Origin of the sequence: Spirosoma oryzicola (genome assembly GCF_021233055.1) — a bacterium.
Lineage (GTDB): Bacteria > Bacteroidota > Bacteroidia > Cytophagales > Spirosomataceae > Spirosoma > Spirosoma oryzicola.
The window spans coordinates 883,038-905,441 of record NZ_CP089538.1 but is presented as its reverse complement, the minus strand read 5'-3'; the positions used below and the strand labels follow the sequence as shown (position 1 = coordinate 905,441).

14 protein-coding genes are annotated in these 22,404 nt (G+C 50.7%); 3 read left to right on the top strand and 11 right to left on the bottom strand.

Going from position 1 to position 22,404, the window contains the following annotated elements:
* The first annotated feature begins 12 nt into the window (after positions 1-12).
* Both scpA and LQ777_RS03720 read left to right on the top strand, forming a co-directional pair.
* Complete coding sequence (scpA, locus tag LQ777_RS03725) at positions 13-2,142, top strand: methylmalonyl-CoA mutase (RefSeq protein ID WP_232561180.1); 2,130 nt, start codon at positions 13-15, stop codon at positions 2,140-2,142.
* 131 nt (positions 2,143-2,273) lie between these two features.
* Complete coding sequence (locus LQ777_RS03720; protein ID WP_341871376.1) at positions 2,274-2,951, top strand: NADPH-dependent F420 reductase; 678 nt, start codon at positions 2,274-2,276, stop codon at positions 2,949-2,951.
* Between the two features lie 57 nt (positions 2,952-3,008).
* On the opposite strand, the gene LQ777_RS03715 is transcribed toward LQ777_RS03720, so the two are convergent.
* From LQ777_RS03715 to LQ777_RS03670, 10 genes are all read right to left on the bottom strand, one after another.
* Positions 3,009-4,415, bottom strand: coding sequence for a hypothetical protein (locus LQ777_RS03715; RefSeq protein ID WP_232561178.1), 1,407 nt, complete (start codon positions 4,413-4,415; stop codon positions 3,009-3,011).
* Positions 4,416-4,766: 351 nt separating this feature from the next.
* On the bottom strand, positions 4,767-7,898 hold the full coding sequence (locus LQ777_RS03710) for an efflux RND transporter permease subunit (RefSeq protein ID WP_232561177.1): 3,132 nt from the start codon (positions 7,896-7,898) through the stop codon (positions 4,767-4,769).
* A gap of 50 nt (positions 7,899-7,948) precedes the next feature.
* Positions 7,949-9,004: an efflux RND transporter periplasmic adaptor subunit gene (locus LQ777_RS03705; protein ID WP_232561176.1), complete on the bottom strand. Its 1,056-nt coding sequence runs from the start codon at positions 9,002-9,004 to the stop codon at positions 7,949-7,951.
* Between the two features lie 21 nt (positions 9,005-9,025).
* Positions 9,026-10,357, bottom strand: coding sequence for a TolC family protein (locus LQ777_RS03700; RefSeq protein WP_232561175.1), 1,332 nt, complete (start codon positions 10,355-10,357; stop codon positions 9,026-9,028).
* A gap of 56 nt (positions 10,358-10,413) precedes the next feature.
* Complete coding sequence (locus tag LQ777_RS03695) at positions 10,414-10,890, bottom strand: MarR family winged helix-turn-helix transcriptional regulator (RefSeq protein WP_232561174.1); 477 nt, start codon at positions 10,888-10,890, stop codon at positions 10,414-10,416.
* A 75-nt stretch (positions 10,891-10,965) separates the two neighbouring features.
* Entirely contained in the window at positions 10,966-11,637 is a 672-nt protein-coding gene (locus LQ777_RS03690; protein ID WP_232561173.1) for a TetR/AcrR family transcriptional regulator, read from the bottom strand.
* Positions 11,638-11,818: 181 nt separating this feature from the next.
* Entirely contained in the window at positions 11,819-12,178 is a 360-nt protein-coding gene (locus tag LQ777_RS03685) for a hypothetical protein (protein WP_232561172.1), read from the bottom strand.
* The gene (locus tag LQ777_RS03680) at positions 12,175-13,398 is read right to left on the bottom strand and encodes a PepSY-associated TM helix domain-containing protein (RefSeq protein ID WP_232561171.1); all 1,224 of its coding nucleotides are present in this window, start codon (positions 13,396-13,398) and stop codon (positions 12,175-12,177) included. Before LQ777_RS03680 ends, LQ777_RS03685 begins: the two co-directional genes overlap by 4 nt.
* Positions 13,399-13,448: 50 nt before the next feature.
* A complete protein-coding gene (locus tag LQ777_RS03675; RefSeq protein WP_232561170.1) occupies positions 13,449-14,771 on the bottom strand; it encodes a hypothetical protein in 1,323 nt (440 codons plus the stop codon).
* Between the two features lie 2 nt (positions 14,772-14,773).
* Positions 14,774-17,125, bottom strand: coding sequence for a TonB-dependent receptor (locus LQ777_RS03670; RefSeq protein WP_232561169.1), 2,352 nt, complete (start codon positions 17,123-17,125; stop codon positions 14,774-14,776).
* Positions 17,126-17,299: 174 nt separating this feature from the next.
* Here LQ777_RS03670 and LQ777_RS03665 point away from each other — a divergent pair, with 174 nt between their 5' ends.
* Entirely contained in the window at positions 17,300-19,690 is a 2,391-nt protein-coding gene (locus LQ777_RS03665; protein ID WP_232561168.1) for a TonB-dependent receptor, read from the top strand.
* A 79-nt stretch (positions 19,691-19,769) separates the two neighbouring features.
* Here the strand turns inward: LQ777_RS03665 and LQ777_RS03660 are convergent, their stop codons facing one another.
* Positions 19,770-22,250: a zinc-dependent metalloprotease gene (locus LQ777_RS03660; RefSeq protein WP_232561167.1), complete on the bottom strand. Its 2,481-nt coding sequence runs from the start codon at positions 22,248-22,250 to the stop codon at positions 19,770-19,772.
* Positions 22,251-22,404 lie beyond the last annotated feature (154 nt).

The window sequence follows — 22,404 nt, the reverse complement described above, 5'->3', positions numbered from 1 at the left end:
ACCCCAATCATCATGCGTCCAAACTTCACCAACGTATCAAATTCGTCAACGGTTACCGATAAGTCGGTAGCGACGGAGCGTCCTTTTACTACCGCCGAAGGCATCCGGCTAAAACCGCATTTTACGGTTGCTGACCTAGCAAACTCCGACCATCTGAATTACGCAGCGGGCATTCCGCCGTATCTGCGGGGGCCTTACGCCAGCATGTACGTGCGTCAGCCGTGGACGATCCGACAGTACGCGGGTTTCTCGACCGCCGAAGAGTCGAACGCTTTTTACCGGCGCAATCTGGCCGCTGGTCAGAAAGGCTTATCGGTGGCGTTTGATCTGGCAACCCACCGAGGCTACGATTCCGATCACCCGCGTGTGGTGGGCGACGTTGGCAAGGCGGGCGTTGCGATTGATTCGGTGGAGGATATGAAAATTCTGTTCGATCAGATTCCCCTCGACCAGATGTCGGTGTCGATGACCATGAACGGAGCGGTTTTGCCCATTATGGCGTTTTTCATCGTAGCCGCCGAAGAGCAGGGCGTTTCTCCCGAAAAACTTGCCGGCACGATTCAGAACGACATCCTGAAAGAGTTCATGGTGCGCAACACGTACATTTACCCGCCTGAACCGTCCATGCGCATCGTCGGCGATATTTTTGCGTATACCAGCCGGCACATGCCGAAGTTTAATTCGATCAGTATCAGCGGTTATCACATGCACGAAGCGGGAGCACCCGCCCACCTCGAACTTGCCTACACGCTGGCCGACGGTCTGGAGTACATTCGCACCGGATTGCAGGCGGGTATGAGCATCGACGATTTTGCCCCCCGGCTGTCGTTTTTCTGGGGAATCGGCATGAATCATTTTATGGAGATCGCCAAATTGCGGGCGGGCCGATTGCTGTGGGCGAAACTGGTTAAGCAATTCGAACCGAAGAATCCAAAATCGCTGGCTTTACGAACGCACTGCCAGACATCGGGCTACAGCCTGACCGAGCAGGACCCGTTTAACAACGTAGCCCGAACAACCATCGAAGCCCTGGCGGCTGTGCTGGGCGGTACCCAAAGTCTGCACACCAACTCACTGGACGAAGCGATTGCCCTACCAACCGATTTTTCCGCCCGGATTGCCCGCAATACCCAGCTTTATCTGCAACACGAAACCGACATTACCCGCGCCGTTGATCCGTGGGGCGGTTCGTACTACGTCGAATTTTTGACGAAAGAACTGACGGAAAAAGCCTGGGCGCTGATCGAAGAGGTAGAGCAATTGGGCGGCATGACCAAAGCCATCGAAACTAGTCTACCGAAACTTCGCATCGAAGAAGCAGCCGCTCGCAAACAAGCCCGCATTGATGGCAGTAAAGACGTGATTGTCGGTGTTAATCGCTATAAAACCGACTCGGATACGGAGATCGAATTACTGAATATTGACAATCAGGTAGTACGCGAGGCACAAATCAAACGGCTTAATGCGCTGAAAGCAACCCGCGATGCCCGTAAAGTAAGCCATGCGTTAGAAGCCATTACGCAAGCGGCCCAACAAACGGGCGATGGTAACCTACTGGCTCTTGCTGTAGCAGCAGCCCGGCAGCGCGCAACATTGGGTGAAATTTCAGAGGCTATGGAAAACGCGTTCGGTCGTCACAAGGCCACCATCCGTGCCGTATCGGGTGTTTATTCTGCGGAAGTATCGGACGATGAAAACTTCCGGCTGGCTCGCGAGATGAGCGACCAGTTTGCGGAACTCGATGGTCGCCGACCGCGCATTCTGGTTGCCAAGATGGGTCAGGATGGTCACGACCGGGGGGCCAAGATTATCGCCACGAGTTTCGCGGACCTCGGCTTCGATGTGGACATGGGGCCTTTGTTTCAAACCCCCGCCGAAGTAGCTCGACAAGCCGCCGAAAACGACGTGCACATTGTAGGTATATCGAGTTTGGCAGCGGGCCATAAAACGCTGGTTCCTCAGCTAATTGACGAATTAAAAAAGATTGGCCGCGACGATATTATGGTGATTGCGGGCGGGGTCATTCCGGCGCAGGACTACCAGTTTTTGTACGACGCAGGGGTTAAAGGCATTTTTGGTCCGGGAACGATCATCTCGGTGGCAGCCCAAAAAATTCTGAACGAGTTGCTAAGCGAGTCATAGTTCGAAAGCAACAGCCCCCTATACTGTATAGATGGTGAACCAACGAAAAGCTTGGTCCTGCTTAGTAGATACACCTAAAAACGGGCGCACGTTTTACTCATCAGGCAAGTTATTCATAACAAAGTACCCTTCTGTTTCCTTTTTATAGTATCTGCTTTTTAACTAACCGGCTGGATAACATGAAAATTGGAATAATTGGCGCGGGTAATATTGGCCGTACAATGGCCCGTTTGTTCATAGCCGCAGGGCACGAGGTCGCGTTAAGCAATTCGCGCGGACCCGAGTCGCTGAAGGAAATCATCGACGAGCTTGGGCCAAACGCCCGCGCCGAAACCGTTGATAACGCAGCAGCCTTTGGCGAGGTAGTACTCCTGGCCGTTCCCTGGCGCTCGCCGGAAGCGCTCCCACACCCTGATCTGGTTGCGAATAAAGTCGTCATCGATGCGATGAACCCGTATTCAGCGGATTCTAACGTCATTGATCTTGGTGAGTATACATCCAGCGAAGAGACCGCCCGTCGATTACCCGACACCCTTCTGGTTAAAGCGTTCAATACAATTTGGTACAAACATTTGGCCGAACAAGGCGACCCAGCAAAACCCGAAGCCGAGCGCCGGGCCATCTTTATTGCCAGCGATGATCCAAGTGCTAAAACCGTTGTAGCGGATCTTATCCGAGCTATAGGATTCGCTCCAGTAGATGCGGGATCCCTTCGGGAAGGTGGTCGCAAATTACAACCCGACACACCCCTATACGGTAAAGAACTAACGGCGACCCAAGCTCAGGAAGCACTCGCCGAGCACAACTAAGCATCAAAAGCCCCAGCGAACACCGACTGGGGCTTTCACTTTATTGGAGCAACTTTTCTAAATGAATACCTGATATTGTACCGTCACCTGCCCACGCCGACCGCCTGGCGCATACTGATTGCCAGCCGCCTGGTAGTAAGGTCGGTTTTGATAGTCGAGCGTAAACTTTCCGTTGTGACCCTTTATAAGGTAGTTCACGCCAACGTTATAAACACCCATTGTTTCGGTTATACGCTGATAACTGGCGACTTGAGCTTGTACGTACGGCATCAGCGTACCGTTACCAGCGCCGAACAAATCCCGTTTCATCAGGTAGCCGAACTGTCCATATACAACACTTCCCGTACCGAACATCGGAAATGCATTGCCTTGTGTTCCCGATGGATACCCCGTTGTAAGACCACTGGCGGGGTTCATAATTCCGTTGAAGCGCAGGTAATTTGTCCCATAATCTGTATGGAAATAGCCTAGGTATGCGTTAACGGCAGTACCCTTTTGACGATTAATTGGCATATCCAGAAACGAAGCGACCGACCACAGATTCATCGTGTGATAGGTTGTATCGCCCGCTGTGGGAATGCTTGCGGTCGCGTTTTTCTGGGTGATAAACCCGGCTTCCAGGTTGAACATCTTCTTCACCCCGAGGTAGGTTCCCGTATTATAGCCCGGTGCCTGATGCGCTTCTTTATCGAAAAACTGCCACATGAAGAACCCTTGATATTGCTTGTGATGGCCTTTCAGGGCGAAATTGGCGTTTTGACTGTAGACCGGCAATGCGGCACCACTTGTTTGAATCGGGAAAGGATCAGACAGCGCGATACGATAATCCAGATGACTAATCTGACCACGGGCGTAGACGCTCAATTTTCGCGAAAATTCGTCGGTCTGGTCAACGGTTGCCTGCGCAAAAACGGGTACGTCCATGCTCATAATGGAAGACACGCTTGGCGCGCTAAATCGCGAAAGACCGTTAACGATTGTTAGTCCTCCGCCGATGTTCAGCAGGTTTTTATTTTTAAACACCAGATACTCACCAACGGCATCGTGAAAGAAGGCTTGTATCTTCCGGTTCGAAGAAGCTGTTGGGTTGAAGCCACCATTCAGGTAGTTGAAGTTATTCATCCCAAACTGAATGTACAGAAAAACGTGGTCGCTGATTTGCCCGAATAGTTGCATACGCGTCCGGCGAAGCCCGATGTCGAACGTATTGTTGCTGGGCTCGCCAATCACCGTCGAACCGGGGTTACTCTGGTTGAACCGAAACCACGCCTGATTCAAGAATGTGGCTTTGAAAAAGTGAGAACCCGATTGGTTCAGATTATACTTCAATTCGTTTTTCTCGGGTGTTGGCTTAAGCTGAGTAAGCGCATTGGTCGTATCGGAAGCGACGGGTTGCTGAGCCCATGCCAACTGGCTAACCGTCAGTACGATGACCAGAAAAATTGCTTTCGTAGCGTTGTTCATAAGTATTTTGATATAGCTGGACTGTGCGAAAAAAATAGAGAAGAAAATCGCTCAATAGCCCCTAAACTTAAAGAATCGGTCAGCGTAAACCATCTATTTTCTGAAGTATCGATCCGTGAAGCGGTGCTGTATGTGATGTCGGCGGGGCCGCCCGCGCGGTTCTCAAAACCGACATGTCACGTCGATAGTCGATGTCGGTTTTGAGAAACCGACATCACGTGAGTATTATTGATTACACTGCGGGGCCGTCATGCATCTTCTGTACAGAATTACGACCGGATCAATTAAAACCAAAATCCCGGAACCGCTACGTAGCAGTTCCGGGATTTTGGTCATACAACCACTCGTTGCTTAGTTGATTGCTTTGGCAACTTCCAGCTCCTGTGGTTTTTTCGGTGTGACTTTCTTTCCAGAGAAGCGGGCAATGAGCCGGTCAACCACCAAATACATCGACGGTACAACCAGCAGCGTTAGAAGCAGTGACGAAGTCAGACCACCGATGATTACCCAGGCCATGCCGTTTTTCGTTTCGGCACCAGCACCACTGGCTAACGCAATCGGCAACATACCCAGAATCATCGCCAGCGTCGTCATCAAAATCGGGCGCAGACGTTCTTTACCGGCTTCAATCAGGGCGTCGACCACATCATGCCCTTCCGCTTTCAGCTGGTTGGCAAAGTCAACGATCAGAATGGCGTTTTTCGCAACCAGACCCAGCAGCATGATCATACCGACAATGGAGAATACCGTTAAGCTTTCCATCGTCAAAGCCAGTGCAAGCAAGGCACCGATCAGGGCAACCGGGATCGAGAACAGTACGACGAACGGGTAAACGACGCTTTCGTACAGGGCCACCATGATGAAGTAAACCAGCAGAATAGCAATCATCAAAGCTAATCCTAAGCTGCCGAACGCATCCGATTGTTGTTGCAACTGACCTAAGTATTCGATTGAAATACCTTCCGGTAGTTTCACCTGCGCCATCTTGGCCTGAATGTCACCACCCACCGTACCGACCGGACGACCAACCACCTGCGCCGTGACCGTGATGGATGAAAGTCGATCCGTCCGTTCCAGCACGCTTTCACCGATCTGTTCCTGCACCCTGGCGAACTGCGATAGTTCGAACGTTTTACCCTGGTTATTCACGAAGGTCAGGCGAGCCACGTCGGAGGGTTGCGTACGGTCAAATTGATCGAGACTGACCAGAATATCGTACTCATTCCCATTCTGTTTGAACTTCGACTGGTCATTTCCCCGGAAGGCATTTTGCAATGCCAACCCTACATCGGAAGCATTGATACCCAGCTGCGCCATTTTCTCCCGATCCAGGCTAACCGACACTTCTGGTTTCGGATCTTTCACGGAATACTTCACGTCCTGCGTACCCGGTACCGATTTGGTCACGTTCATCACCGTGGCCGCTGCCTGCCGAATACTGTTCAGGCTTGTTCCTTTGACGGCAATCATAATTGGAGCCTGCTGGGCACCGACGATACCGACGGGACTAACCGTTACTTTCACGCCCGGAATCTGACCCACTTCCCGTTTTAGAATCTGCCCGAATGCTTCGGTAGAAACGGTTCGTTGTTTTTTGTCGATCAGCTTCACGTTCAGGTCAGCAATGTTGCTGTTCGACGACGTTGCGATCCCGCTGCTTGTGTAGCCGACGTTCGTAAAGACATTAGTCACTTCCGGGTGCTTCATAATGATCTGCTCCGCCCGTTGTGCTATCGCATTGGTCTGATAGATCGACGCGGTTGGTGCCAGCTCAATGTTGACGGACATTTCGCCCTGATCACTGTTCGGCATAAACGCCCCCCCGATAAAGCCAGCAGGAACCAGCGCAATGGAGCCTACCATCAAGGCAATAACGGTCAGGAAGATCCACCGCTTATGACCCAATGACCACACCAGAATGCGACCATACGTTGCCGTAATGCGGTCGATGATGTGCTCAAAACCGAGGTTAAGCTTGCCCCACAGCGTCTTTGGATCTAACACCTCTACTTTGCCGAAACGCGAAGCCAGCAGCGGAGTCAGGGTAAACGATACCAACAAGCTCATCAGCGTAGAGAACACAACAACCAAGGCAAACTCACGCAGGATGTTTCCGATCAGTCCGCCCGTCATGGCCAGCGGTACGAATACCACCACGTCAACCAGCGTAATAGCCAGGGCCGTAAAGCCAATCTCACTCCGTCCGTCAAGAGCCGCTGTCCGCTTGTCTTTACCCATTTCGAGGTGTCGGTTGATATTTTCCAATACCACAATCGAGTCATCGACCAGAATACCGACGACCAGCGAAAGCGCCATCAGGGTCATCAGGTTCAAGGAGAAGCCCATCAGATACATCAACGCGAAGGTCGGAATCATGGAAGAAGGCAGCGCCACCAGGACGAACATAGCCGACCGCAAACTGTGCAGGAACAGCAGCATCACCAAGGACACGATCACGATAGCCAGTCCCATATCTTCAACCACCGCGTGTGCCGAGGCCAGCGTATACGTTGATTGGTCAGCCGCAATGTTGAATTTCAATTTTACGTTGCTGTACTGCTTTTCGAGCTGAGCAATCTTAGCCCGCGTCAGTTCACTCACCGATACGGCGTTGGCATCCGATTGTTTCTGAATCTGCACCCCCACCGAAGGCTGTGCATTGATGTGGTTAATGGCGGTCGGCTTCGTTGTTGCATCCACCACTTCGGCCACATCCCGCAGCAACACCTGGCTACCATCTGACCGACGCGCAATGATCAGATCGCGCAGGCGGTTAATGGTCTGAACCGAGGCATCAAACCGGATCGAGTACTGCGATTGACGCGTTTCCAGTTGCCCGGCCGGATAGCTGGCGTTGGCTGCATTGATGGCCTGCGCTACCTGACCAACGGATACGCCGTAGCCCCGGAGTTTTTCGGAGTTGACGTTTACCTGAATTTCGCGTTCGTTACCGCCAATGATGTTTACCTGACCAACGCCGGATACGTTCGACAGCTGCGGTTTGATATCATTGTCAATCAAATCGTACAGTGCGGTTGGCGTCATGGCGGCTGTTACGCCCATCCGCAAAACCGGAAGTTCGTCGGTCGAGAATTTATTGATGATGGGCCGATCCGCATCATCGGGCAACAGGTTCAGTACCTGCTCAATCTTACGCTGGGCATCCTGTTGCGCTAACGTTGTGTTGACGCCATTTTTCAACTGGATGATTACGCTGGATGCTCCTTCCTGCGAGGTGGACGTCATCCGGTCGAGTCCTTCCAGCGACGAGAGGGCGTCTTCGATGCGTTTGGTTACGTTGGTCTCTACCTCATCGGCAGATGCACCCCGGTAGGTCGTCAGCACGCTGATGACGTTAGCCTCGAACTTTGGCAACAGGTTGTAGGACAATTGCTGGTAACTCAGCGCACCGAACAAAATCAATACGGTGAAGACGGTGAGTATCAGCAGCGGCCGTTTAACTGCTATTTCGGATACAGACATGGTTTATTCTGATTAAGTGATAAGTCGCAAACGGACTTAAAACGGATTCACTATTTGGTTATCTGCACAGGTTTTCCGTCGGTCAGGTTCAGTTGGCCGGTGGTTACAACCACGTCGCCAGCCGACAGGCCGCTCAGTACTTCGATGCTGTCGCCAAAGTCCCGACCGATCTTGATCATGCGTTGTTTGGCTACATTGTTATCTACGACGTACACGTACGGATTCTTAACGCTTTCAACCAAAGCCAGACGCGGAATCTGCAACGTTTTCTGGTTTGATTTCTGCGAAAAGTCCACGTTCACGAACGTACCGGCTTTCAGACCGTTGGCATTGGCAATCGTGATCTCAACGGGGTAGTTATGTTCTTCGCTACCCTGCGGAGCGATGTATGAAATCTGACCGGTAAACACTTTGCCAGGAAATACATCGGCGGTAACGCGTACCGACTGTCCTTTTTGCAGCTTATACACGTCGCTTTCGTTGACCTGTACCTGTACTTTTAAGCGGGCTACATCCAGGACCTTGCCGAGTGTGCTACCTACCGTAATGTACACGCCGGGTTCGATGCTTTTCTGAACGATCTGGCCGCTGATCGGTGCTTTTACGTTTGCATCCTGAATCTGCTTCTGGATCTGCTCCGCCTGATTGACCGCATTTTCGTAGTTGAACTTGGTATCGTTCACCTGAATTTCGGTGGTTGCATTACCAGCCAGCAGGTTGTTATAGCGGGTAACGTCTTTTTTCAGCTTGTCGATGTTTAGTTTGGTCGCTTCCAAAGACAGTTCCTTGAGCCGGTTGTCCAGCTCCACCAACGTTTGGCCCTGACGGACGGGCGTACCCAAGTTAAAGTTAACGCGCGTTACCTTGCCAGCGGTAGTCGCCGTGATGTTCGCTTCCCGGAACGGAATCAGGCTTCCGGTCTTCACCAGTTGCTGGCTAACGGCGCCTTCTTCTGCGCGGGCAACCGTAACCGGAATCGACGTATTGACGTTGACGACCGGCTTTTTCTGCTCATCAATCTTTTCCTTATTCGAGGCCAGCCGGAACCCAATCAGAGCGACAATAGCTACAGCGGCTACGACGGCGATTAGTGTTGTCTTGTTCATGGTATATTTGGCGGTTGTATCTTACAGTTGATTATAGAAATTAAGTAATGTGCCCTTGGATTGTTCGAGATCAAGCCGGGCCTGGTACAGATTGATGAGCGAATTGATGTAATCGGACTGGGCCTGACGATACGACGTGTCCGCATTCACCAGATCGGTCAGTGATTTGACGCCTTGTTTGTATTGCAGAGTCGTGATGTTGTACACCTCCTGAGCCAGCTTTACGTTGCGGTCGTTGTTCTGAAGATTCGTCTGCGCACGCTGGATCTGCGACTGCGCATTGTTGAACTGCAACCGATATGACGCCACATTCAGGCGCTGCTGTTCTTCCTGAGTCAATACAGTGAGCCGCTGCTGTTTAATCTGGGCATCGCGCTGCAAACCGTCAAAGATGGGGATGTTCAGGCGCAGGCCGATACTACCGAAACCAGCGAATCGGTCAAACAATTGATCAAGTTTCTGAGCCCCCAGGTTGAGTGTACCGTAGTTGGCGGTAAAGCTGACAGTAGGTATATAACCAGCCTGTATCCGTTTCAATTGCAGCCGTTGCAGATCCAAGTTGGTCGAAGCCTGCTGGAACGAAACCAGGTCCTGCGCATTAAATGGCGTCTGCTCCAGCGTGGGAAGCTGCGTAAGCAAGGTCGAATCAGACAAAACCAGATTCTGATCGTCCGGCAACCCCATCTGGTATTTCAGACGGTTGTAAGCCAGGTTCAAATCATTTTCTGCTAAGGTCAGTTGCGACTGCGTACTGTTGTAGTTGACTTCGGTACGGGTGTAATCGACGGGTTGAATAACGCCATTGTCGCGCTGCAACTTCAAAATGTTCAGCACCTGCTGAGTCCGTTCCAGGTTGTCGCGAAGCAAATCAATCTGCTGCTGCGAGATAAACACTTGATAATAGTTACTCGCGATGTTGTAAATAATATCCTCGCGGGTTTGGCGAGTGTTCAATTGCGCCAGTTGCTGGTTCGGCTTGTTGGCTTTGATGCCAAGCAACAGCGCCCGGTCATAAATCGTCTGAGAAGCCTGACCCGTCACATTCAACTGATACTTCTGGCCGATGATCAGTACCTGGGGTTCGGGACTAAACAACCCCGCCGGAATAATACTTTGCTGAAGCTTCAGGTTATCGATCGCCGTTCCCGATGCCGACACCTGAGGCAAATATTGTCCCAGCGCCTGACGAGCCTGCTGATTCGCGTTTTCAATCTGATACTGAGCGATGCGTACAGTGCCAAAATGCTGAAGACCGTAGTCGATACAATCTTTCAACCGAAAATTAGTGGTTGATTGGGCCCAGCTGCTTTGTGCCAGCATCAGCAATAAGCCCAGTACAATTTTATGTTTCATGAGTCAAATACAGTTGAGCTATCTACAGTAGACATATCAACTAATCAATAAAAAATTTATTTATCCAACAGAGAAGTTATTTTGTGTAGGGTCGATAAAAACGAGCTCAGTTCATCAGCCGGTAATTGATTGGTAACCTGCTGATCGATCTGTTCAATCGTTTCGATAACCTTCTCGACCACCAGTTGCCCGGCGGGTGTCAACCGGATCAGGTTTTTCCGACGATCCACCTCATCCGCAACGATGCGTAAATAACCGTCTCGTTCTAAAGTGCGCACAGAGCGTTGAATGCCTGATTTATCTTTGTGAAGCAAGTTGGCTATTTCCTGCTGCGACAACAAACTATCTCCCGAGAAGTAAATAACAAACAGGATCGGCAATTGCTCCAGCTGTAGCCGGAAGCCCGAACGGACCAGTTCGCGGTTAGCTTTCTTACCCATCAAATGACCAACGTGGGTAATGGTGAAGAGCGATATCCGCCCCATCCGCTCCGATAACTTATCCCGTAGTTCTGCCTCTTTATCCGTAATCATGCCGTAAGACCATCAGTATGTTGATATATCAACCAAATTGCGGGTAAAAAAGTTGGCTAATTTTTTAGATTTTCGTTACGTACTAATACTTGGTTCGAGACTGGGAAATGGCGGAGTTGCAATGCTTTGAATGAACCGACGAATGGCCCGTTCAAACAACATGTCCGGTTTCTTAAAGAGCGCTACCATATTGGGGTCTTCAACTTTTTCGAGCAGCTTGGCCCCCTGTTGCGGCTGAATATTGGTAATCAGGTTGATGTACCCCTGCATCATGCAGAACCAGCTAAAAATGACTTCGCCCACTGTTTCGAAGTCCGAATACACTTCACCAAACAGCCCTTCAATCTTATGCTTCGTTTCAGCCATGCCTTCGAAGATCATGTCCCGGTGCTGCTCGATGCGATCCGGGTTATGCATCAACCGATAGATCTCGGGTCGATCATGGGCAAACCTCCAGTTCTCCATCGACAGGCGAACTATCTTCTCGTTGGCACTGAGTTCCATAGCCAGGATTTCGTCAAACGCGCGTCGGTTCTCGTCGTGACCAGCTTTTACGATCGTCATTAAGACATCCTCCTTGTTGGCAAAATGCTCGTATACGATGGGGGGCGTATAGTCGATTGCTTCGGCAATACTCCGTATCGTTACCGCATTCCAGTCTTTTTCGCGGGCTATCTGCCGAGCCGCGTCCAGAATCCGTTGCCGTACCTCTGCTTTTTGCCGTGTTCTGCGATCTGTGACACTCATTATCTAACGCCTTGCAAATTATCTAACAAAGGTAGATTTTATTTGTTTAGTCAAATTCAGATTTTTAGCTTTTTTTGATAAACGGTCGTTTATAACGCACAAAAGGTCATTCTGACTTTAACACCAGAATGACCTTTATTAGTAAAATGCAAAACTTTATAACATCTATCTGATTTATCGATCAGAATACAGATACATGGCTTACGTGGAGCACGTAGAAAAAAAGTAGGTATACAAGGGCAAATCCCAGCGACAGGCCAAAGTAACGGTAAACCGGGCGGCTACTCTTCTTAAACAGTGCCAGGAGCAGATTGACCAGTATAGCCACGACGGAAGCCGGAAAGTTCATCAGGCAAAAAATACCGATCAGACTGGTCGCAAACAGAGCAGGTTGCAGAAACAGCCCACCGAAGAGACCGTAGATAGCACCCATGCCAAAACCTACGGCAAGGAAATACAGCCCATACCGAATACCCAGCTTTACCTGACTGGTAAACCAGGGCAGAACCGCTTCTTGGGCAGTGGGACGTTCACTAGTCATCGTTGATTTGGGTTTGGTGGTGATTCAAAATCAGAAACCGGGGACATCGTTCGGCGTTTGCGCAACTTTTTCTTTGCTTTCCCTTTCCAGCGGGGCCACCAGATAACAAGCCCCGTAATAAACAGTATCGAAGGGATCAGCGAGGCTATGAAGGCAACCACGCGGGTTACGCTGCCGCCGAAGGTTCCGTAATGGATGGGCGTCACCCAGTTCAAGTACATTTTGCCCGTATTCGGCAGATCGACAGCGGTATTGAAATTAATTTTGCCCGAATACTGATCAACGTAGAGAAAATTGTTGTCGCCCGTTTTTGTTACGTAAGGCCCCTGCCCATACACCGCGTAGGCTCCTTTTACCCCATCGGGAAAGACCACCCCCCGAATTTCGCTTTTCGGTGGGAAGGCCCGTTGCGCAATGGCAACCGCCGAATCAATGCTGATCGGTTTAGCCCCTTTTACGTAGACCGATTTATTATTGAGAATCTGCGCCAGTGATTTCGGCTTCTCGAAACTCACCAGAAACATGACCGGCGCGATAATCGTCAGAAACGTAATAACGACCCCCGTCAAGGCAATCAGCAGTACCATCGGCGACGAATACAGACCCAGCACCTGGTGCAGATCGTAATTCTGACGCGACAGGCTGGCATTCCGCTTGATAACAAGCCGCGATTGCAGGTACTTCCATTGCCGGGGAATCCACAACCGCAAACCGCTGATCGTTAAAATAACGAGTATCAACGCACTGATCCCCACCACATAGCGACCAACGACTGGAATAAGCAGCGTGCGGTGTATCTCCAGTACGATGTCGATAAACGCCGAATCGTGAATGCGCGAGCCGGTAACCGCACCCGTGTACGGATTGACGAAAATTTCCCGCTCCGGTTCTTTCCCTTCCAGATGAGCGCGGTAAGGCAGATTTTCATGGTTATCACCCTCGGCTCGGAACAAAAATTCCGGTTTCCAGTCGGGATGATCCCGTTTAAGTTGCTCGGTAATCTGCCCGAACGACAGCTTTTGCCCCTGAGCTGGTGCCTTGAATAATTTTGGATTTAGCGCCTGATCAATTTCATCGCGGTATACCAGGATCGTTCCGGTCAGGCTGACAATCAGGATAATGGTTCCGGCAATCAGTCCTAACCAGACGTGCCATTTACCGTACCACGTTTTCTGATGGCTGGCCCAGTTTTTCTTTTTCCGAAGGGATTCTGCTTTCATGGTTACCCTGATTTAGTAAACAGCACGTTCGGTTAGACTACTCTTATTTTCTACTGCGATAACTTAACCAGACCAACCGCCACACCACCCGCCGTGATGTTGAATAGCGACTTAGCTGAACCGTCAGCGGGATTGTATTCGTAGAAGCCGTTTACTTTCTCCGCGTCATTGAGCATCTGGAAGTACAGCTTATCATCGTATTTGTACGAGTTCGGATAAGAGAATCCGGCGGTAAAAGGCATACCCGGAATAGCCGTTGCTGTTTTAGCGTTCAAATCCAGCTTGACCCACTTGTAGTTTGAGCCGTAGATCACTAATTGATACAGTTCGGCCTGCTCGGCAGCCGTGGCTTTACCCTGGGCGAACTTAGTGATTAGCTCCGTAACACGAGCCGGATATTCCCCCGCCGTTACGCAGGCATAAGCAATACCGTTCTTGTCGTAAACACCACCTACCGCAATCTGAACGATCAGATTAGGAAAGCCAAGTGCCGTAACCGGGTTGAATCGGTACGAGGCATCAAATTCGGTTGTCCCCGCCGGAATTTTAATGATTTGTGGTTTTGACGAAACCGGCGCATTAGGCCCCACTTTACCGTCCAGTCCATACGATCCTTGTGTCAGAAAATAGATATTCCCTGTTTCATCAATCAGCGGATTGAGCGAACCCCGTTGGTACGGGTCCATTGCATTGGCAAACTCAATTGTTTTTTCCCGCTTTTTTGTCGTTAGGTTAATGACTTCGACATAAATGCTCGTGGCGTCGTAGTACTGCGACGTTTTTGAATTGGAGGTATATAACGGAGCGAACAGGCGATTGTCCGACGCACGGTATACCATGTTGTAATACAGATTGGCATCATTGGTATCGATGATTTTGGCACCAGTCATGTCAATCTCCCCCGTCTTGGTCATCGTCGATGGGTCGAACGTGAACAGCTTTCCGGCAGTTGACTGTTCGGCGTAAACGCCCAGCGTTTCGTTGATGATCTTCACCCCACCGATGTACGACGTAGTAGGAATGTTGCCTTTCACTACGATCTTACCAGTCGCATCAACGACTAGTTTCGATAAGCCCGTTGTGCCGTCAGTAGCCTGCGAGAAGAACGCATTCTTATACGTAGCGACTGGACTAATGAATTTAAACGATGTCTTCTGGGTTAGATCGATCTGACCAGAGGGTATTCCATCGAAATAACCCGCAAAATAGCTGGAGCCAGAGGGTGAATAGGCAATCGTGGAAGCTACAAAACCGGAGGTTTTATCGGTTGTTGTGGGTGTCGTAGGTGTTGCGTTGTCCTCTTTGGAACAGGATGATAGCAATGCAAGCAGGGAGGCACTGAGCAGTAAAGATTTGTACCAAATCGTCTTCATAGTTAGCGGTTGTTTAACTCATAAATCAGTTGAAAATTGACGTTACGGCCGGGCCGGGGTACTCGGTAATAATCGTATAGTTCGTTGTTCAGCACATTCTGTACATTCAGCGAAGCGGTTAGATGCTTTTTCAGGAATTTGTACGAAGCGCCAACATCAAGGACATTTTGAGCCGGTATGTAATTGTCCTGGTTGTACTGAGCACCGGTCAAAATGTGGGCGAACTCGTTAATGCGGTTGTAGAAGACAAAAACGCCTAGATTGTTGCCGTCAGGCAGGTTGCGAAACGTATAACGCAGCTCCGTATTGAAAAAGAATATTGGTTCGTTCGGCAACCGTAAGCCTTGCATAAACTCCTGCGTACGATCGGCTACTTTCACGATTCGAATATCCTGATACGTCAAGTTAACCGTTGCCAATAGGTTCGCCAGCGGACTGGCTTTCACGGCCAGCTCTGCCCCTTTCACGGTTACTTCCTGCCGGTTCTCGTAGCGGGCAAAAAAGCCACTGTTCGCGTTCAGGATGATGCGGTTCTTTTGCGCCCGATAAAATCCATTCAATTCTACGTTGAGGAACTTAGTGCCGAAATAGCGCGTAAAGGCACCACCAAGATTGAGGTTGTTGCTTCGTTCGGGCTGAATACCGAGGTTGGACACAATAGTCGCATTGTCGCCGAAGACTTCAACAAAATCCGGGATACGCATCGCGTTCTCGTACGAAGTGCGCACAAACAACTGATCGCTGATCGCATATTTCAACGACACATTTCCACCGGGTTTCGTATTCGCCAACGAGATCGGAAGGTTCGTCAATCGTTCAATACCCTGCAAGCTGACGTGGAACAGCTTTCCGGCGACGATAGCGGTGAGTTTGTTTTGTAATAGATTGGTTTCGTATTGCAGGCCGGTGATATTCTTGATCAGATCCTGCGGACGTCTGAGGTAATCGATTTCGCCCTCCGCTTCCTGAATGAGCGGATTGTAACCGGTTTGCTTTTTCCAGGCGTAAAAGTTGCTGAGTGTGAGTCGCCCTGCGTTGCCTAATGCGTAGGCTACCGTGGTGCGGTTAACCACGCCATCGGTTGAAATATGCGGTAACAGCGGGCCGGCATGGTTATTACTTTCACCCCCAAAATTTGACCGGCGAATGACTTTCCCCGTCCAGCTATAGATGTTTTTGGTGGTGTCGGTAAAAACGTAGTCAAGCCTGCCGTAACTGGTTAGCGACGAGAGGGCTATTTTTTCGTTGAAGCTCTTCTCGTATTTCAACGATAGCGTGTAGTTGTTGGCTTTATAGTGTGCTTCGCCAAACGGGACATTGCCAATCGCTAAGCCGTTTTGATACGCCCGGTAGATGTCGGCATACGTAACGCCAAACTGCAAATCGTCGGCCCAGGGCCGGTTCATAAAACCGGCGGTGAGCCGGGTGTACAGCGATTTATACTGATCATTGAACCGCCGGACCGTAATCGGCTGTCCCGACTCCACATCGACCGCCCGCATTTTGAAATTGTTATCGGAATAATCGTACGAAGAAGTCAGGTTGATATAAGCCGATTTTTGTTGGTTCACCGCTCCCACCACCAGACCACCTTGATAAGTGTTGAATGACCCGATTCGGTAGGAAGCCCGCAGGTAATTGTACTGCGCCTGATTTGTAACGACGTTGATTCCTCCGCCCAGGGCATCCGTCCCGATATCCACGGGCATGACGCCCTTGTACACATCAACGCGCTTGATTGAATTGATCGGTATCTGACTGATGTTCAGGCCAGCGGCCACAAATTCGATGGGTATACCGTCGATGTACAGCCGGACCGAGTTGCCCCGTAATCCGTTGACGGAAATATCGGCGGGAGCACCCGCAGCCCCCGTTGAACGTACCCGAATACCGGACACCTGATCGAGCGCATCGGTAACGGACGATTTCCTTTCAAAGACGTTCTTGATATCCAGGCTCGAAACTGTAATTGGCTGCGCCGATAGTTTAGACGACTCCGATTTGCCAACAACCTGTACTTCACCCAGATCGACCGATGACGGTTTAAGCGTAACGATTAACTCGGTTGTTACCCCGGCTTTGATTGCAATGGTTTCTTCGTGCCGATGGTGTCCCACTGATGAAACCAACACCGTGTATGTTCTCTCTGGAAGTTTATGGATAGAAAAGCGACCGGCAGAATCCGTTATGGCTGATTGTTTAGTGCCTTTCAGCGTGACGTGCGCCTGAATGGCGGGTTTGTGGTCGGTTAATACGATGCGTCCTGCTAACTGTCCGGTTTGAGCTAGAGCCAATAAGGGTACGAGCAAAAAACACAGCAGTAGCAAGCCGCTGGTACGGTAGAGTGGCATCATAAAAAAATGGTAGGATCAACGAGGCAGCCGCAAATATAAATTACCAACGATCATTATTTAGATTAATTAAAAATAATTTTTATTCCTGCCATTTTTGCTGTTGCTTTGCCAGACGAAATAATTACAGTAGTAATGAAGAATCATTTCAGACTAGCTAATCTTCTTATAGTCTTGATGTTACCGGTATCGCTGCTGGCTCAGTCCGTGGCGACGATCAAAGGAAAAGTGACGACTGCCGACGGCGATCCTGCGGAATACGTAACGGTCAGTTTGAAAGGAAAAGGCCAGGGTTCTATCACAAATGGCAAAGGTGAGTACACGATAAATCGAGTGAAAGCCGGAACCTACACGGTTCAGGCGACGGCAGTTGGCTTGAAGACCAGCGAAAAAGAAATAACCCTTACGGCTTCTGAATCGGCAACGCTGGATTTTATGCTGGCCGAAAGTACCGCGCAGTTGCAGGAGGTAATTGTCAGTACGGGACGGATCAACAAGTTTGCCCGGACCAACAGCGATTACGTGTCTAAAATGCCGCTCAAAAACATAGAGAACCCCCAGGTCTACAATACCATTGGCAAAGAGCTATTGACCGAGCAGCTTGTCTTTACGGTAGACGATGCGATGCGCAACGCACCGGGTATTCAGAAAATGTGGGAAGCAACAGGCCGCGCCGGTGACGGTGGCAGCTACTACAGCACACGGGGATTCATCGTGCAGAGTCAGCTCCGGAACGGTCTGGCCGGTAACGTGACCAGCGATATCGACGCCGTTAACCTCGAAAAACTAGAAACCATCAAAGGACCATCGGCGACCTTGTTCGGCAGTGCGCTCACGTCGTACGGTGGCCTGGTCAACCGGGTGACCAAAAAGCCTTACGAAACGTTCGGTGGCGAAGTTGCGGTATCGGCGGGTAACTACGACTTTCAACGGGTCAGCCTCGATGTGAATACACCTGTCACCAGCAGCCGTAATCTGATGCTGCGCGTCAACACGGCGTTCAGCCATCAGGGCACTTTCCAGACGATTGGCTTTAACCGCAATTTTGCGCTCGCTCCCAGCCTGCTGTTCAAACCTTCGGACCGGCTGTCGATTCAGGTTGACGCCGAAATTTTCCGGTCCGAAAACGTGGGTAAGCAGCTTATATTTTTCTACGTTCCCGGTTATACACTCGGTGCTACGCGCGCTGACCAACTAGCAATCGATTACCGCAACTCGTACATGGGCGGTGGCCTGACTCAACAGTCACGAAGCACAAACGTATTCGGTCAGGTCAATTACCGCATCGCGCCCGGTTTTACGTCATCGACTAACGTTAGCACCAGTCACAGCTATTCGAACGGTATCGGCCCCTATTTTTACCTCCTTCCGGGTGGTACCACATTAGGCGTCAACAACCTGGTACGGGCGGATCAGTCGACTCGCAACAGTACCAACGACGTGTTCGAAATTCAGCAATTGTTCAACGGCGATAACCGGCTCGGTAGCCTGCGCAACCGGTTTGTGCTTGGTCTGGATTACCTGCACGTCAATTCGAACCAGTTGTTTTTCGGCAGTACCTACGATACGGTTCCTCTTTCGGGAAACTACGACTATAGCCAGTTCAACGGAGCCAATCTGAACGCTCTTTACGCCAGCAAAGCACCCGACTTTACGTATCCAGTTACCGGCATTCGGAACACATACAGCGCTTTTCTGTCCGACGTGTTGAATTTGACAGATCGATTGAGCGTACTGGCTGCGTTGCGGGTCGACCATTTCGACAACAAAGGAGGTACAGAAGGGAGCGCCGTTGCGGGTTATCAGCAAACAGCCTTTTCGCCCAAGTTTGGCTTGGTTTATCAACCCATTCTCGATAAAGTGTCTGTATTTGCCAACTACCAGAACAGCTTTAACAACCGGGGCATATACAACGCTTATGACGTAACGGCTTCCGACAGCCTTACCCAACGATTCGCGAAACTCGAACAAGCCAATCAGTTTGAAGCAGGTGTAAAGCTGAACGCGTTTAGTGGCCGATTAACGACAACAATCAGCTATTACGACATCAAAGTAAAAAACCTGCTTCGCACCGATCCAAACCCACTAGCGGCTGCCCGCTTCGCCCAAACGCAGGACGGTACGCAGGTAAGCCGGGGTGTAGAGCTGGACGTGGTCGCTAACCCATTTGCCGGGTTCAACGTAGTAGCGGGTTTCTCGTACAACGATTCGAAACTGACTCAGGCCGATGCCGACGTAAACGGACGTCGTCCTACGACAGCTTCCTCGCCCGTACTAGCCAATCTGTGGCTGAGCTATCGCTTACCCGACTACGTAGTTAGAGGGCTAGGCTTTGGTTTCGGGGGCAACTACGCCAGCGAAAACAAGATTCAGAACAGTATAAGTCAGGGCGTATTCAGCCTACCCGCCTACACGGTATTGAACGCATCAGCATTCTACGACCAGCGGAAGTTCCGCATCTCGGCCAAAGTTGACAACCTCACCAACCAGCATTACTGGATTGGCTACACAACGATGAATCCACAGCGACTGAGAAGTTTTGTTGGAAGTATCGCTTACAAATTTTAGCAAATAGAACGGACCAATGCAAAAAGCGTATCGAGGGCTCTCGATACGCTTTTTTTATGCCTTGTACTGGCAATATCGTTTAAGGTCTCCAGTCGCAGGCAGGAGCTAGCCATTCCTGACCGGGATCAATCGGAGCCCCATCGGGTGGCGTCTGCGGATTTGTCGGCTTAATATCGGCTACATTACCCTCGGCGCGACGAAGCTGATCCAGCGCAAAAAAATGGTGAGCGGCTAGTTTCGAATTCGCATCAGCGCCATTGAGTTTCGCTTTCAGCTGACTTAATTTCAACCCTGCTATGGCCCGTGCCTGCGATGTTGCGTCCTGGTTATTGGCTAGATCAATCATCTTTTGCAGCAGTAGCTTATCCGTTAACCGTTTCACCTCGGCTTGGTACCCATCGGCGGGGTCCGCTTTGTACCAGGTTGCCGCCAGCAATTGATCAAGCATCGACTCCAGGCTAAGTTGCGCCGGATCAAGGGCCGATTGCGCTACCAGCCGACTTACCCGCTCCGTATTGAACAGCATTTGTAGTGTCATGCCCGCAGCCGCTTCGGGCGCGGCCATTGGGTCAAACGTAATGCCCGTCCGCCGTTTGAACACTTCCCGAAAGTTGGGCTCATAGCGGAAAGGCCGGGGTGGAATCAACGTTAAAACTGATTTTGGCAGCGCTAGAAAAGCCGGGTCGATTGTCGCCACTAAAGCGTCCAATGCCCGTTTCTGCTCTTGTACCGGAACCGTTGACAGCACCGATTGGCCGTCGCCCCGAAGTGCATTGGCGTAGGTTTGACCAGCCACCACTTTTGCAGCCGCTTCGACCTGATAGCGGTGAAACATGTACATCGGTACCAGCACTTCTTCGAGCATGGCCATTGGCGTACCGACGGGTATTTTTTTCTCCGAGAAATTGGCTAACGCAATTTTGCGAACCTCCGACACCCGTTTCAACTCGTCAACCGCATTGTTGCCGTTATCCCACAAATGCGTACCAGGATGGGCCGATCCTTCCGGACGCGCATCCTGATCGGTCAGGAAGGTTAAGCCCGCTTTGTGCATATCGCCCACAATCTTGTCCAGCGCTTTTTTCTCGTCTGTTCCGGCCGGGAATTGTTCGTAACCATAACGAATGCTCCATTTATCGTACTCACCAATGGTTTTAGTATAGGCATCGGACAAGTCGATACTGGCTCCTTTCACCTTAGCCACCATCGTTGGGTAATCCATAACCGACGCCCGGTTCTGCGTGCTGGCGATGTAGTTGTGCGGTAAGCCAAGCGTATGACCGACTTCGTGCGCGGCCAGTTGACGCAGTCGCTCAATCGACATCTGCATCATCGGGTCCGACGACGGAGCGGCTGCACTCGCATAATCGCCTACTAATCCCTGGGCGATCAGATAGTCCTGACGCACACGCAGCGAACCGAGCGTTACTTTTCCTTTGATAATCTCGCCCGTTCGGGGGTCGATGATGCTACCGCCGTACGACCAGCCCCGCGTGGACCGGTGAACCCACTGCACCAGGTTGTACCGAATATCCATCGGATCGGCATCAGCAGGAAGCAGTTTCACCTGAAAGGCGTCCTTATAGCCAGCCGCTTCAAACGCCTGATTCCACCAGGCTGTACCGTCTACCAGCGCTGAACGAATGGGTTCGGGCGTGCCGGGATCGACATAGTAAATGATCGGTTTCACCGCTTCGCTAACCGCTGCCGATGGGTTTTTCTTTTCCAGCCGGTGCCGCGAAATGTAGCGTTTCATAATCGGCTGATTAACGGGCGTAGCGTAATCAAAATACTCGATGCCGCCATAACCGATGCGGGGGTCAAAAGCGCGGGGCTTGTACTTATCGTCCGGCAGTTGCACAAACGAATGGTGCTGGTGCATGGTTATCGCGGACGGCGTTGGGGCTACCTCGCGCAGAAAAGCACCCGGATTATCGCCGGTCAACGTAATGATTGTTTCGAACTCGGTGTTTTGGGGGAATGCTTTTGTGCGCGGCAAATAAAACGCGCTACGACTTGGATCAAATTTAAAGGTACCCTGCTTGGTTCGGGTGATGGCCTGCACCGCTCCAACGGCGTCCTGCATCAGAAAAGAGGTCAAATCGACCAATACCTTTCCATTCTCTTCGGCTACAATATCGAAACCGGCGTGCACCGATTTCGCAAACGATTCGTTGACTGCCTGCCGTTCCAGCGGGTCGTTGCTGATCGCGCGATACGCATAGTTGGGTTCGATCAACAGCACTTTCGGACCACTGCGCTGAAACTTTACAACGTGTTCCTGTCCGAGCCGGCCCCGATCCAGGCCAATATCGTTCGATCCGACGCCCTGCGCCAGCGTCGGATAATACAGAAATTCGGTGTCGAATTTATCGATCTCAAGCCAGATCTTTCCTTTTTTTGCATCCCAGTAATAGGTCATAAAACCGGCATTACGCTCCATCGCTTTTGTAAACGTAGCGATAGTCACCGCCGAGCCAGACTCAGCGGGCGATTGAGCAAAAATTTGGCAATTAACGACGAGCGCAAGGTAAAAAAGAGCAAATAAGCGTTTTCTCATAGGAAATAGATGGTTGTATTTACCGCTCAAGATACGGCGAAATCGCTTACGGATGAATGGGTGGGAAGTTGCGGGTTGCTTTGACTACAGATGTAAAGCGCTAAAGGGTTTTCTACGGATTTGATATTAACTGATACCGCTATTTATTCTTTTA

Excerpts from the sequence above, each read along its gene's own strand:
- scpA (WP_232561180.1), top strand. The coding sequence starts at position 13 with ATGCGTCCAAACTTCACCAACGTATCAAATTCGTCAACGGTTACCGAT.
- LQ777_RS03715 (WP_232561178.1), bottom strand. The coding sequence starts at position 4,415 with ATGAACAACGCTACGAAAGCAATTTTTCTGGTCATCGTACTGACGGTT.
- LQ777_RS03710 (WP_232561177.1), bottom strand. The coding sequence starts at position 7,898 with ATGTCTGTATCCGAAATAGCAGTTAAACGGCCGCTGCTGATACTCACC.
- LQ777_RS03705 (WP_232561176.1), bottom strand. The coding sequence starts at position 9,004 with ATGAACAAGACAACACTAATCGCCGTCGTAGCCGCTGTAGCTATTGTC.
- LQ777_RS03700 (WP_232561175.1), bottom strand. The coding sequence starts at position 10,357 with ATGAAACATAAAATTGTACTGGGCTTATTGCTGATGCTGGCACAAAGC.
- LQ777_RS03695 (WP_232561174.1), bottom strand. The coding sequence starts at position 10,890 with ATGATTACGGATAAAGAGGCAGAACTACGGGATAAGTTATCGGAGCGG.
- LQ777_RS03690 (WP_232561173.1), bottom strand. The coding sequence starts at position 11,637 with ATGAGTGTCACAGATCGCAGAACACGGCAAAAAGCAGAGGTACGGCAA.
- LQ777_RS03685 (WP_232561172.1), bottom strand. The coding sequence starts at position 12,178 with ATGACTAGTGAACGTCCCACTGCCCAAGAAGCGGTTCTGCCCTGGTTT.
- LQ777_RS03680 (WP_232561171.1), bottom strand. The coding sequence starts at position 13,398 with ATGAAAGCAGAATCCCTTCGGAAAAAGAAAAACTGGGCCAGCCATCAG.
- LQ777_RS03675 (WP_232561170.1), bottom strand. The coding sequence starts at position 14,771 with ATGAAGACGATTTGGTACAAATCTTTACTGCTCAGTGCCTCCCTGCTT.
- LQ777_RS03670 (WP_232561169.1), bottom strand. The coding sequence starts at position 17,125 with ATGATGCCACTCTACCGTACCAGCGGCTTGCTACTGCTGTGTTTTTTG.
- LQ777_RS03665 (WP_232561168.1), top strand. The coding sequence starts at position 17,300 with ATGTTACCGGTATCGCTGCTGGCTCAGTCCGTGGCGACGATCAAAGGA.
- LQ777_RS03660 (WP_232561167.1), bottom strand. The coding sequence starts at position 22,250 with ATGAGAAAACGCTTATTTGCTCTTTTTTACCTTGCGCTCGTCGTTAAT.